Origin of the sequence: Nocardioides luteus, assembly GCF_015752315.1 — a bacterium.
Lineage (GTDB): Bacteria > Actinomycetota > Actinomycetes > Propionibacteriales > Nocardioidaceae > Nocardioides.
In genome coordinates, this window is sequence record NZ_JADOVJ010000001.1 from 4,027,285 (window position 1) to 4,039,416 (window position 12,132).

12 protein-coding genes are annotated in these 12,132 nt (G+C 71.0%); 7 read left to right on the forward strand and 5 right to left on the reverse strand.

Annotated features, from left to right (window positions below; translation table 11 throughout):
• Nucleotides 1-18: 18 nt before the first annotated feature.
• Nucleotides 19-1,308 (forward strand): aspartate--tRNA(Asn) ligase, encoded by a 1,290-nt coding sequence (aspS, locus tag HD557_RS19315; RefSeq protein ID WP_196875069.1) that lies wholly within the window; start codon nt 19-21, stop codon nt 1,306-1,308.
• A gap of 119 nt (nt 1,309-1,427) precedes the next feature.
• Here the strand turns inward: aspS and HD557_RS19320 are convergent, their stop codons facing one another.
• From HD557_RS19320 to HD557_RS19335, 4 genes are all read right to left on the reverse strand, one after another.
• Entirely contained in the window at nt 1,428-3,818 is a 2,391-nt protein-coding gene (locus HD557_RS19320) for a VanW family protein (RefSeq protein ID WP_196875070.1), read from the reverse strand.
• A gap of 62 nt (nt 3,819-3,880) precedes the next feature.
• Nucleotides 3,881-4,225: a hypothetical protein gene (locus HD557_RS19325; protein ID WP_008358822.1), complete on the reverse strand. Its 345-nt coding sequence runs from the start codon at nt 4,223-4,225 to the stop codon at nt 3,881-3,883.
• Nucleotides 4,222-5,133, reverse strand: coding sequence for an N-acetyl-1-D-myo-inositol-2-amino-2-deoxy-alpha-D-glucopyranoside deacetylase (mshB, locus tag HD557_RS19330; RefSeq protein WP_008358824.1), 912 nt, complete (start codon nt 5,131-5,133; stop codon nt 4,222-4,224). Before mshB ends, HD557_RS19325 begins: the two co-directional genes overlap by 4 nt.
• A 24-nt stretch (nt 5,134-5,157) precedes the next feature.
• On the reverse strand, nt 5,158-5,862 hold the full coding sequence (locus HD557_RS19335; RefSeq protein WP_196875071.1) for a (deoxy)nucleoside triphosphate pyrophosphohydrolase: 705 nt from the start codon (nt 5,860-5,862) through the stop codon (nt 5,158-5,160).
• A 112-nt stretch (nt 5,863-5,974) separates the two neighbouring features.
• On the opposite strand from HD557_RS19335, the gene HD557_RS19340 reads away from it, so the two are divergent.
• Nucleotides 5,975-7,549 (forward strand): D-alanyl-D-alanine carboxypeptidase family protein, encoded by a 1,575-nt coding sequence (locus HD557_RS19340; RefSeq protein WP_196875072.1) that lies wholly within the window; start codon nt 5,975-5,977, stop codon nt 7,547-7,549.
• 19 nt (nt 7,550-7,568) lie between these two features.
• Here HD557_RS19340 and HD557_RS19345 read toward each other — a convergent pair whose 3' ends face one another.
• Nucleotides 7,569-8,396 (reverse strand): thioesterase family protein, encoded by an 828-nt coding sequence (locus HD557_RS19345; protein WP_008358828.1) that lies wholly within the window; start codon nt 8,394-8,396, stop codon nt 7,569-7,571.
• A 45-nt stretch (nt 8,397-8,441) separates the two neighbouring features.
• On the opposite strand from HD557_RS19345, the gene HD557_RS19350 reads away from it, so the two are divergent.
• From HD557_RS19350 to pucL, 5 genes are all read left to right on the forward strand, one after another.
• Nucleotides 8,442-8,822: a YidH family protein gene (locus HD557_RS19350; protein WP_196875073.1), complete on the forward strand. Its 381-nt coding sequence runs from the start codon at nt 8,442-8,444 to the stop codon at nt 8,820-8,822.
• 23 nt (nt 8,823-8,845) lie between these two features.
• Nucleotides 8,846-10,363: an AtzH-like domain-containing protein gene (locus tag HD557_RS19355; protein WP_196875074.1), complete on the forward strand. Its 1,518-nt coding sequence runs from the start codon at nt 8,846-8,848 to the stop codon at nt 10,361-10,363.
• A gap of 69 nt (nt 10,364-10,432) precedes the next feature.
• Nucleotides 10,433-10,930, forward strand: a complete 498-nt coding sequence (gene uraD, locus HD557_RS19360; protein ID WP_196875075.1) for a 2-oxo-4-hydroxy-4-carboxy-5-ureidoimidazoline decarboxylase — start codon at nt 10,433-10,435, stop codon at nt 10,928-10,930.
• Nucleotides 10,927-11,241, forward strand: a complete 315-nt coding sequence (gene uraH / locus HD557_RS19365; protein ID WP_196875076.1) for a hydroxyisourate hydrolase — start codon at nt 10,927-10,929, stop codon at nt 11,239-11,241. Before uraD ends, uraH begins: the two co-directional genes overlap by 4 nt.
• A complete protein-coding gene (gene pucL, locus HD557_RS19370; protein WP_196875077.1) occupies nt 11,241-12,116 on the forward strand; it encodes a factor-independent urate hydroxylase in 876 nt (291 codons plus the stop codon). The genes uraH and pucL overlap by 1 nt, the downstream gene beginning before the upstream one ends.
• The last annotated feature ends 16 nt before the right edge of the window (nt 12,117-12,132 follow it).

Consider the following 12,132-nt stretch of genomic DNA (forward strand, 5'->3'; position numbering starts at 1 on the left):
TCGCCACCTGGAGGAACGATGAAACCGATAGACCGTACGCTCGCCGCCCATCTCACCGCGGCCACCCCCGGCACGACCGTCCGGCTGTGCGGCCACGTGCACCGTCGTCGCGAGCTCGCCGCCGTGACGTTCCTGGTGCTGCGCGACCGCAGCGGCCTGGCGCAGGTGGTCGTGCGGCCTGGCGACGGACAGCAGGCACCGCCCGAGGAGACGCCGGTCGAGGTGATCGGTGTCGCCACCCCGAACCCACAGGCTCCCGGAGGTGTCGAGGTCACCTCACCGGCCGTCACGACGCTCTCCGAACCGGCGCTCACCTCGCCGGTCGAGCTGTGGCGCCCCGAGCTCGCGGCCGCCCTGCCGACGCTGCTCGACCATGCGCCGGTGACCTGGCGCCACCCTGCGGTCCGGGCGCGATGGGAGCTGGCCGCTGCTTCCCTGCGCGGCTTCCGCGCAACTCTCGACGCCGCCGGGTTCACCGAGGTCCACTCCCCCAAGATCGTCGACTCGGCGACCGAGTCGGGCGCGAACGTCTTCGAGATCGACTACTTCGGGCGGCCCGCCTACCTCGCCCAGTCGCCGCAGTTCTACAAGCAGCAGCTGGTCGGCGTCTTCGAACGGGTCTACGAGGTCGGGCCGGTCTTCCGCGCCGAGCCGCACGACACGGTGCGCCACCTCGCCGAGTACGTCAGCCTCGACGTCGAGCTCGGCTTCGTCCGCGACCATCGCGACGTGCTCGCGGTCCTCCGCGAGGTGCTCGCCGGGATGGTCGAGGGGATCGAGACGTACGCCGCCGCGGCGGTCGAGCGGCTCGACATGGAGCTTCCCGTCGTCCCCGAGGAGATCCCGGTCATCCACTTCGCCGAGGCGCTGAAGCTGGTCGGGGCGCCCGAGGACGAGCCGGACCTCGCGCCCGAGCACGAGCGTGCGCTCGGAGCATGGGCTCAGGAGGCGTACGGCTCCGACTTCGTGGCCGTCGAGGGCTACCCGATGCGGAAGCGGCCGTTCTACACCCACCCCGAACCCCGCGACGAGCGCTGGAGCAACAGCTTCGACCTGCTCTTCCGCGGCCTGGAGCTGGTGACCGGCGGCCAGCGACTGCACCGGCTCACGGATTACGAGGCGGCGATCCGGGCGCGGGGCGAGGAGCCGGCGGCGTACGCCTCGTACCTGCAGGCCTTCGCGCACGGGATGCCACCGCACGGCGGCTTCGCGCTCGGCCTGGAGCGGTGGGTGGCGCGGCTCGTCCAAGCCGCCAACATCCGCGAGGTCACCCTGTTCCCGAGGGACCTGCACCGCCTCAGGCCTTGACCCGCTGGTCGAGCCGCCGGAGCCGCTAGGCGGAGGCGTGTCGAGACCAACACGGTTCGTACGCGACTGTGTTGGTCTCGACACGCTCGCTGCGCTCGCGGCTCGACCAGCGGGACCCGTCAGTTGGGGTCAGCGGGGGGCGGCGGCTTCTCCGACTCGTCGGTGCACTCGACCTCGTCCTGCGGGATGTAGGTGGTCTTGAAGGTCTGGGTGTCGACCTTCGTGCCCGACCCGGCGTTGTAGAAGTCGCGCCAGACGTTGATCGAGAAGCCCGGGGCGCCGACGGTGTTCTCGCAGTTGCCGTCGGTGATCTTCTGCTTGCCCGGCGACTTGAAGTCGTAGCGCTCACCGGTGCGGGCCTTGATGTCCCAGATCTTGGTGGACCACATCTCGACGGTCACCGAGCCCTGGCCGCTGGTGCTGGCCGGGTTGACCCAGGAGCGGATGAGGACGCCGTACTTGGTGTTGTTCTTGAACTTCAGGTCCAGTGTCGGCCAGGCGACGGTCGCTTCGCGGCCGATCGGGTAGCGGTCGATGTAGAGCGAGTGCGCCTTGTGCTCGACGTCCTGGAGGCCGGCGAAGAACATCGCGTTGAACGTGGTCGTCGCCATCTGCGAGACGCCGCCGCCGTAGTCCTCGCGGAAGATCCCGTTCTGGATCATCCAGCCCTTGGTGAAGCCGTTGGCGGCCGTACGCTCCCCGACGATGCCGTTGAGGGAGAAGGTGTCGCCAGGGGCGAGCACGGTGCCGTTGACCAGCTCGGCGGCGCGGCCGATGTTGACGTTGCGGTATTCGGCGTAGGGGAAGTGGGTGGTGAAGGTCGAGACCTTCTCCTTGATCCCCCAGGACTTGGCCTCCTCGGTGGTGACCTTCGGCTTGGCGACCTTCGACTTCACCTCGACCGTGCGCTCACCGGCGGGAGCCGTGACGACGTCGAGGAAGACCGCCTCCAGGTCCTTCTGGTTGAAGGTGACGCCCGGCTTGGCGGGGATGACCTTCGGGGCGCCGTCGACCATCTCGACGGTGGCGTCGACCGGCTTCGCGGCGTCGTCGGCGAGGGCCTTCTTGAGCACCTTCTTGAGCTTGCTCGGCGCGACCGCGGCCTGCAGCTCGCCGTCCTTGGGGTCGAACCGGATCGCCTCGCCGAACTCCTTCGGGGACAGCTCCACCGGGGTCTTCTCGAACTTCAGCGTGATCGGCCCGGAGACCGCCGGGGTGGCGACCTTCTCGACCGCCTCCTGGACGTCGGCCTCGTCGACGTCGGGGGTGAGCTCCTCGAGAGGTACGTCGGCCTTGCGGTCGCCCTCGACCAGCAGCTGGCCGGCGAGCGCGGTGCGGAGCGCGTCGTCGCCGACGCCCTCGCCCGCGACCGGCTGGGTGGTCTTGATCTTGCCCTTCTTGATGACGACGTCGCCGTCCTTGAACGGCGTGCCGGCGCGCTTGTTCACCTTCGCGGCGACCTTGGCGATCAGCTTGTCGTCGGACTTGATGACGGGCTCGATCTCGCCGCCACCGGTGAAGTGCTTCCACAGCTTCACCGGGCTCCAGCTGTGTCCGGCGTTGGCCTTCTCGATCGTCGCCTCGGCATCGAAGCTCAGGCCCGCCTCGGCCGGGTTGACCTCGGTGGTGCTCTCGCCGGCGGTCACGATGATCGGCTGGCTGTGAGCGGCGGCGAACTTCTCGTTGAGCAGCGGCGTCGCCTCGGCCGCCGTCATGCCGCCGATGTCCACACCGGCGACCGTGGTGCCCTCGGAGATCTTGTCCCCCGCCACGGCGTACGCAGCGGCCCACCCGGCGAAGGCCAGGATGGCGAACCCGCCGGCGACCGCGACGGCGACCTTGGCACCGGTGCCGAGGTGCTTGCTCTCGGCCGGGACCGGCTGGGCGTAGTCGGGCTGCCCGTAGTCGGGCTGGGCGTGATCGTGCTGCCCGTAGTCGTGCTGCCCGTAGTCGTGCTGCTCGAAGGCGGCCTCGAAGGGGGAAGGGTCGACAGGGGCCGACTCGTTCACGACGAACGGCCCGACGCCCATGACGGTCGCCTCGAGCGGCTCGTCGTCGAAGTCGGGGGTCGGCCGGGGCTGCCTGTCGAACGCGACCTCGGTGGCCGCGTCGTCAGCCAGGTCGGGGGCGGCGTCGGCGGCGTCGGGCTCCGGAGCGAACTTCCGATTCTTCGAGACGAACAGGAAGTTGTCCTCCTCGGGCAGCTCCGCTCGCTTCGGCAGCTCCGAGCGCAGCATCGTGCTCCGCAGCAGGGTCTCCTCGGCGACGTCGTCGTCGAAGTCCATCCCGGCGGGGACGATCCTGGTCGCTCCGTCCGGCTCGTCATCGGGCACGTTGGCCACCGGCTTGGCACCGGTGGACTCGGCAACCCGGGCGTCGATCTCGATCTGCGGGATCATGATCGTCTCGATGGCAGCATCGTCCGCGCCAGTCTGGCTGGCGGTGGACCCGGCCGCGTCAGTTCGCTTCGCGGGCTCGGGGGCCTTGAAGGCCTCGGGCTCATGGGACATGCGGGAGAGCCTAGGACCTATACCCCCCTAGGCCGAACCCGTAGCCCATCTTGGGACGTTCGTCACTCTCCGGGGTGGCCCGGTTCCGTCTGCGAAGTGGCCTTCACCACCGTCGCCGCCGCCACCACGATCATCAGCACGGCCCAGAGGATCATCAGGTATCCCTCGAGGTCGCCCGCGACGGCATACCCGCCCGCCGGCCTCGGGGTCGCGGCCAGGGCGACGACGATCGCCCAGGCCGCTGCGTACGAGACCCGGCAGGCTCCGCGCGGCAGCGCCAGCAACGCGGCCGAGGACGCGGCCACCGCGAGCAGCAGGCCCCACCACCACGGATGGACCGCGACCGCTGCCACCCCGACGAGCAGGCCGAGGGGAAGTCCGGCGAGTGTGCCGCCGAGCAGTCTCACAAGCCCGCGAAGAGGTCGGTCAGGCTGTCCCCTTCGATCCGCCCCTTGGCGATCCGGAAGTGCTCGTGGGACCACGCGGTCGTGCCGAGGCTGTTGGTCATCGCGAACATGCCCTGCTCCATGTCCATCTGGGTGGGGTAGGCGCGCATCGCGGCGACCTTCTGGTCGGCGTAGGTGGTGCCGTCGATCGCGGCGGCGATGTCGACGTCGGGGGTGGCCATCGGCAGCGGGCCCTCGGGGTCCATGCCACCGAGCGCGTCCTCGTCACCGGCCGCCCGGGCCGCCCGCAGGCCCTCTCGGAGCCAGCTCTCGGCCAGCGCGGTCCAGAAGATCCGGTCGATCTCGTGGGCCTCGCCGAGCTCCTTCTTGTAGGTCGGGACGGCGGCGAGATGGGCGGCGTACGTCGCGACCCGGTGGGCCTGGATGTGGTCGGGGTGGCCGTAGTTGCCGAACTCGTCGTAGGTGACCAGCACCTGCGGACGCACCTCCCGGATGATCGTGACGAGGTGGTCGGCGGCCTCGGTGAGGTCGGCGTACCAGAAGGCGTTCTCGCGGGCGTCGGGGTCCGGCAGCGCGTGGGTGCGGTCCTCGCTCCAGGTCATCCCGGAGTCGCGGTAGTTGCCGAAGCCGCCCAGCCAGCGGTGGTCGACCTCGCTGCCGTCGGGCGCCTTGAGAGCCGCCATCGCGTTCTCGATCTCGCCCCGGCGGTGCTCGCCCAGGGCGTCGTCGCGGTCGGCGGCGAGATGGGCCAGCTCGGGCACCAGGATCTCGCCCATCTCCCCCGCCGTGCAGGTCACCAGGGTGACGCGAGCGCCCTCGGCGAGATACTTCGCCATCGTCGCCCCCGTCCCGATCGTCTCGTCGTCGGGGTGGGCGTGGACGAGCAGCAGGCTCTTCTCAGAAGTCACGCATCCGATCCTAGGTCGGGCCGCTCAAAGCCCCAGGTCGGGCCGCTTGATCCGCTTGGGGTTGTCGGGGAGCTCGACGGGTTCGGGGGCGATCGAGTCGTCGGGAGCCTCCTCGGGGATGTCGAGCCAGCCGTCGTACGCGTCGACCAGCAGCTCCAGGACCATCTCCGGGGCGTCGGTCTCCACCGACCACGGGTGGTCCTCGTCGTCGTCCTCGCCCTGGTAGCGCTCCCGGTTCACCCGGGCGGTCCAGCCCTCGCGCTCGAGGGTCTCCGCGGCCGAACGGGCGTCCTCCTCCTCGAAGAAGATGCCGCGCAGGGTGGCTCCTTCGGGCATGCCGAGCACGTGGCGGATCGCATCGAGGAACGGGCGGTCGGGCTCCAGCCAGTCGACCGAGTCGAGGTCCTCGGCCGCCAGCCAGAGGACCTGGTCGTGCTCACGCGGCCGCGGCTCCCCCGCGACCACCCGGGCGGTGGCGGCGATCAGCCGGTGGCTCTCGCCGATGGGCGCCTCGCCCTGCATCCAGTCGAGCACCTCGATCAGGCAGCCGAGCTCCTCGCCGACCTCCCGGACGAGGGCGGCCTCGGGCGTCTCCCCCTCCTCGACCTTCCCGCCGGGGAGCTCCCAGCGTCCGGCGGCCTCGGGCGGGGACGTACGCCTCGCGGCCAGCACCTGCTTGCCGTCGGCACTGAGGATCGCCGCGGCCACTACGGTCTTGGGGCTGTTCACGTGTGAGATTGTTCCCTAGACACCCGGAAAGTGGGTTCTCTTGGGTACGCTGCAACGCCGTGCCCCGCCGTCGTCCGCTCATCGCCTGCCTGCCCCCGCCCGGGGCCCCCTCATGAGCGATCAGCAGTGGCCGCCGCGGCAGCCCGGCGAGCCTCGCCGGCCCTACCCGGGACAGCAGCCCTACCCGGGCCCGAGGCAGCCCCAACGCCCACCGACGCAGCCTGGGCGACAGCAGCAGCCGCACCCCGGTCAGCAGCGGCCTCACCCGGGGCAGCACCAGCCTCGACCGGGACAGCCCTACCCGGGTGATCAGCGCTTTCCGGGCCAGCGGCCCTACCCGGAGCAGGAGCGGCGCTACCCGCCAGCCCCGCAGAGGCCGTACCCACCTGAGCAGCAGCCCTACCCGGACCAGCACTATCCCGAGAACCCCTACCCCGAGCAGCCCTATCCCGAGCAGCCCTACCCCGGCCAGCAGCCGCCGGGCTACCCACAGGGATTCGGGCCTGGCCGGTTCGGCCCGGAGCCACCGAAGAAGCGGCGCTGGCCGAAGGTGCTCGTGGCGTTGCTGGTGCTCGCGCTGGTCGGGGTCGGCGGCTACGGGTCGTACGACTTCTACGAGCAGCTGCAGAAGTGGGAGCAGACCACGACCGACGACCTCGAGGGCGTCGGCAGCGATCTGTCGGTCGCGGTGGCGTCGCTGCGCAGCGTCGGCTGGGAGGTGACCGGCGCCGACATCCGCACCTGGCTCGAGCAGCCGGGCGCCTACGGCGACGGCCTGAGGCTGCGTACGCTGCAGGCTGATGAGGCCGGCAGCTTCACGGTCGCGGGCTACCGGACCTGGCAGGACACCTACGCCAAGCGTGACCACACCACCGTCGTGTGCGCGACCATCACCCTCGCGGCCGGCACCCAGAAGCCGCTCAGCGAGACGGTCACGACCTGCCCCGAGGACGTCCCGAAGACGGCACCGGGCTCCACGCCGACCGACACCGAGGCGGGCGGCGTCACCAGTCATCTCGCCGAGCTGGCCGTGAAGGCTCACGAGCAGCGCGCCGCGGGTGCCACCGAGGGCAAGCTGCTCGAGGTCGCCGCGCCGACGAGGCCGGTGGGCGACGTACGCACCGACTCGACCGGGCTCGTGTGCGCGCCGGGCACCAAGGATCTCGGTGAGGGCGAGGGCTACGACGAGGGCAAGCTGATCCCGGTGCGCCTGTGCGCGGTGGAGGGGCTGCCCAACACCGGCACCGAGAGCACCAAGGGCGACGCCTACTACATCGACGGCGCCGACGGCCTGACCGTCGTCAACGCGCGCATCTCCGGCGCCGCGGCGGCGCTGGTCAAGAAAGCCGCGAAGCAGGGCGTCAACCTCGTGGCGAGCAGCTCGTTCCGGACGATGAAGAAGCAGAAGGACCTGTGCCGGGAGGACGTCACCGGCGGCTGCCCGGCCGGCGACTACACCCTGACCGCGCAGCCCGGCTACTCCTCCCACCAGCTCGGCATCGCCATCGACTTCGAGCAGCCCAGCGTGACCGGCGGCAAGACCTGCGCGACGCGGGCCTCCGAGCCGTCCAGCGCGGTGTGGAGGTTCCTCAACAAGACGGCGCTGAGCGTCGGGCTGAAGCAGTACTCCGCCGAGGCGTGGCACTGGGACGCGTACGGCGGGAAGGACCGCTGCGCCCCGATGTGACCCGCCCCGCGCTGAGCCGTCAGGCGCGCGGCAGCCGAGCCAGCTGACGCGCCTGCGCGACCAGCCGGCCGGCGGAGTCCCAGACCTCGCAGTCCTCCTCGAACATGCCGCCGGAGAGGTTGCGCGAGAAGTGGGTGACCTTGAGCCAGCCCGGAGCCGGCTTGTGGCGGATGTGGCAGGTCAGCTCGAGGGTCGGCGCCCAGCCCGGCAGCTCGAGCCCGAAGGTGACCGGCGGGAGCGCGTCGAGCACCTGCAGCAGCGAGAGCGGGTCGGGCTCGCGGTCATGGTGGCGGAACCACCCGGTGAAGACCGCCTCGCCGGTCGGCGCCGCGCCACCCCAGACGAACTGCTCCTTCGGCACGCAGAGCTCGTAGCGGTCCAGCATCGGCACGAACTCCTTCACCTCCTCGGGCGCCGTGGTCGAGGAGAGGCACTCCTCCAGCGGCGGCAACTCCGGCTCGGTCGCGGTGACCCGCTCGAAGCCGCTGCTCTTGGCGTGGAGACCGTCGAGGTCCGCGTACGTCGCCGTGGTGGTGATCCGCAGGTCCTCGCCCTGCCACAGCTCGGCGGTCGCGATGGCCAGCGAGCCCTTGTCCCGCTTGGTCTCGATGCGGACCTCGGCCGGTCCCGGAGTGCTCGCGCTGGCGTAGAACGCGCTCAGCACGATCGGGTCGGGGTGGCTCGGCAGGTGGGCGCGCAGCGCGTTGGCGATGACCGCCAGCAGGTAGCCGCCGTTGACCCCTCCGCCGACGACCCAGCCGGCGGCGAGCTCGGCCGCGTAGGTCTTCTCGTCGGTCCTGCGTACCGCGATGTCACGATCGAACTCTGCCTGTTCCCTATTACCCATGGGTAATAATCTAGATCGGTACCCGATGTGATGGACGATGGGGGCATGACCGACACACCATCGAAAGTGGACGACCCTCGGCACCCGCGCTGGGTCTACGCCCACGGCTCCGAGCCGGACCCACGGTTCACGCTGGCCAACGAGCGTACGTTCCTGGCCTGGGCCCGCACCGTGCTCGGTCTGCTCGCCGGCGCGGTCGCGCTGCACTCGTTCCGGGTGCCCACCGCGGAAGGCGTACGCGTCGGGGTGATCGCCGTGCTGGTCCTCACCGCGATCCTGTGCACGGTCTTCGCGATGGTCCGGTGGGCACGGGTCGAGCGCGCGATGCGGGAACGGCGCCCGCTGCCCGCCTTCTCCGCGGGGTTCATCCTCGCCGGCGCACTGCTGGTGATCGGTGTGTTGTTGGGGTTCTCCCTGGTGCTCTGACCGGATCAGGGCAGACTTCACCCATGACTGAGCTCAAGCCTGTCCCGCACGGGCTGCTGCAGGCCTTCCGCGCGTACGAGAGCGCCCTGATGTCCGACGACGTCGCCGCTCTGGACGCCCTCTTCGCCGACTCCCCCACCACGCTGCGCTGCGACGCCGCCGGGCTGCTCGTCGGCCACGAGCGGATCGCGGCCTTCCGCGGGTCGCGCGGCGGCGCACCCAAGCGCCGCATCGTGCAGACCCACGTGCAGGTGATCGACGAGGACCACGCGCTGATCGTGGCCGTCACCGAGCTCGACCGCGGCGGCCGCGGGCTGCAGACGCAGCTGTGGGCGCGGGACCCGGTGCGGATCGAGTACGGCGGCTGGCAGGTCACCGCCGCCCACGTCTCCGCGCCCGCGCCGGCCTTCGACAGCCGGATCTGGCGCGTCGTCGGCGACCCGCTGGTCTCCTCCCACACCGCCGACGGCGCACTCTCGGGAGAGACCGTGGCGGTCAAGGACCTCTTCGCGGTCGCCGGCTTCGCGGTCGGCGCCGGCAGCCCGGCGTGGCTGGAGCAGGCGCCCGTCGCCTCGACCCATGCCGCTGCGGTCGCGGCGCTGCTCGATGCCGGCGCCTCGGTCCGCGGGATCGCGCGCACCGAGGAGTTCGCCTACTCGCTCTCCGGGCTCAACGCCCACTACGGCGCGCCGCCGAACCCGAAGGCTCCCGACCGGATCCCCGGCGGCTCCTCGTCCGGATCGGCCACCGCCGTCGCCCTCGGCCACGCCTCGATCGGGCTCGGGTCCGACACCGGCGGCTCGATCCGGGTGCCGGCCGCCTACCAGGGCCTCTACGGCATCCGTACGTCCCATGGGGCCGTCTCCCGTGAGGGGCTGCTCCCGCTCGCCAAGGCCTTCGACACCGTCGGGTGGATGACGCGTTCTGCGTTCCTGCTGCAGGCGGTGGGCGACGTACTGCTGCCGGAGGCAGTCCCGTCGTCGCCTGCCTCCGTGGACGAGATCCACCTGGTGCCCTCGCTGGTCGCGCTCGCCGAGGAGGACGTCGCCACCGCGGTGAGCGATGCCCTGCCCGACGCCGAGCCGCTGGCCTGGGAGCCCGCCAGGCTTGACGAGTGGCGCCAGGCGTTCGCCGTCGGCCAGGCCTACCAGGCGTGGCAGGCGCACGGCGCCTGGCTCGAGACCAGGCTGGACACGCTCGGCGAGGCCGTGCGCGGGCGCTTCGAGATGGCTCGGACCGTGACCCGGAAGCAGGCGGACGAGGCACGCGCCGTGCTGTCCCAGGCCCGCGCGGAGATCCTCGACGTCGTCGGCGACCGTGTCCTCGCCTACCCCAGCGCCTCCTCGGTGGCGCCGACGGCGGCCGAGGCCGCCGGCGTCCGCGACGACACCCTGCGGCTCACCTGCATCGCCGGTATCGCCGGTCTCCCCGCCGTCTCGATCCCGGTCCGCACCCCGACCAACCTGCCCGCAGGTCTCTGCCTGGTCGCCGCGCCCGGCCGCGACCGCGACCTCCTCGCGCTTGCCCAGAGCCTGAAGTAGCCGTCCGGTCGTTACACGGAGGCAACCTGCGTTTCGGGCGCCGAAACGCTCGTTTCATAGGCTGTCCTGGTGACGACGCTCGCCGACTTCAACGACCTGCCCGCTGACGAGGCGGAGAGGTTGGTCGCGCCCTGTGTCGCGATCCCCTCGTGGGCGACCGGGCTGGTCGCAGGACGTCCCTACGCCGACATCGGCGACCTGCTCGCGACCGCGGAGGGGCTGGCCGCGGCCTGGACCGACGCGGAGGTCGAGGGGGCGCTGGCCGACCACCCGCGGATCGGCGAGCGGCACGCCGGCGACGGCGAGAGCGCGGCGCTCTCCGCCCGCGAGCAGGCCGGGGTCGACCCGGCCGACGTCGAGGTGCAGGCCCGGCTGAGGGCGGGCAACGCGGCCTACGAGGAGAGGTTCGGGCGGATCTATCTGGTCCGGGCTGCGGGTCGGAGCGCCGAGGACATGCTCGCGCTGCTCGAGGAGCGTCTGGAGAACGACCCGGCTACCGAAATCGCGGTGACCAGGGCTCAGCTCGCCGAGATCGCGTTGCTCCGGCTGCGAGGCTTGGTCGTATGACCACCGTCTCCACGCACGTCCTCGACGCCGCTCTCGGCCGGCCCGCCGCCGGGCTCGCGGTGATCCTCATCCTTCCCGACGACAGCGCACGCACCGCGACGACCGACACCGACGGCCGCGTGCGGTTCGAGGGCGAGGTGCCGCCCGGACCGCACACGCTGACCTTCACGACCGGACCCTGGTTCGCCGGGCAGGACCGCGAGACCTTCTTCCCCGAGGTGAGCATCGGGTTCACCGTCACCGCCGGCGAGCACCACCACGTCGCCCTCCTGCTCAGCCCGTTCTCCTACACGACCTATCGAGGAAGCTGATGTCGATCACTCTTGGCCCCAACCAGCACGGCAAGGCGGAGGTACGCCTGGTCAAGGTCGACCGGGACGGCACCCGTCACACCATCCACGACCTTAACGTGTCCACCCAGCTCCGGGGCGACTTCGCGACCGCCTTCACCGAGGGCGACAACGTGCACGTGCACGCCACCGACACCCAGAAGAACGTGGTCTACGCGAAGGCCAAGGAGCTCGGCATCACCTCGCCCGAGGGGTTCCTGCTCGACCTCACCGCCCACTGGGCCGCGCAGCCGTGGGTCACCGGCTCGGTGATGAAGGCGGAGTCCTACAGCTGGGACCGCATCCCGGCGAACGAGTTCTCGTTCGCCCGGCGCGGGCAGGAGACGCGTACGGCGGTCGTGAACCGTCACGACGAACGAACGTTCGTGCTGTCCGGGCTGACCGACCTGGTCGTGCTCAAGTCGACCGGGTCGGAGTTCCACGGCTTCCCGCGCGACCGCTACACCACCCTGGCCGAGACGACCGACCGCATCCTGGCGACCGAGGTCACCGCCTGGTGGCGCTGGGAGACCCACCCGGAGGACTGGAACGCGGCCTACGACCGGATCCGCACGATCATGCTCGACACCTTCGCCGAGGTGCACTCGCTGGCGCTGCAGCAGACGATCTACGAGATGGGCAAGGCGGTGATGGAGGCCTTCGAGGGGATCGCCGAGTTCAAGATCTCCTGCCCCAACAAGCACCACTTCCTCGTCGACCTCTCCCCCTTCGACCTCGAGAACCCGAACGAGGTTTTCTTCGCCGCCGACCGCCCCTACGGGCTCATCGAGGCGACCCTGCAGCGCGACGGGTCGACCGAGCCGGACGCCTGGGCCTCCGTGCCCGGGTTCGCGTGATCAGGCAGGCATGAGC

What these genes read in the sequence shown, in the direction of transcription:
- aspS (WP_196875069.1), top strand. Translation starts at nt 19, where the DNA reads ATGAAACCGATAGACCGTACGCTCGCCGCCCATCTCACCGCGGCCACC.
- HD557_RS19320 (WP_196875070.1), bottom strand. Translation starts at nt 3,818, where the DNA reads ATGTCCCATGAGCCCGAGGCCTTCAAGGCCCCCGAGCCCGCGAAGCGA.
- HD557_RS19340 (WP_196875072.1), top strand. Translation starts at nt 5,975, where the DNA reads ATGAGCGATCAGCAGTGGCCGCCGCGGCAGCCCGGCGAGCCTCGCCGG.
- HD557_RS19345 (WP_008358828.1), bottom strand. Translation starts at nt 8,396, where the DNA reads ATGGGTAATAGGGAACAGGCAGAGTTCGATCGTGACATCGCGGTACGC.
- HD557_RS19350 (WP_196875073.1), top strand. Translation starts at nt 8,442, where the DNA reads ATGACCGACACACCATCGAAAGTGGACGACCCTCGGCACCCGCGCTGG.
- HD557_RS19355 (WP_196875074.1), top strand. Translation starts at nt 8,846, where the DNA reads ATGACTGAGCTCAAGCCTGTCCCGCACGGGCTGCTGCAGGCCTTCCGC.
- uraH (WP_196875076.1), top strand. Translation starts at nt 10,927, where the DNA reads ATGACCACCGTCTCCACGCACGTCCTCGACGCCGCTCTCGGCCGGCCC.
- pucL (WP_196875077.1), top strand. Translation starts at nt 11,241, where the DNA reads ATGTCGATCACTCTTGGCCCCAACCAGCACGGCAAGGCGGAGGTACGC.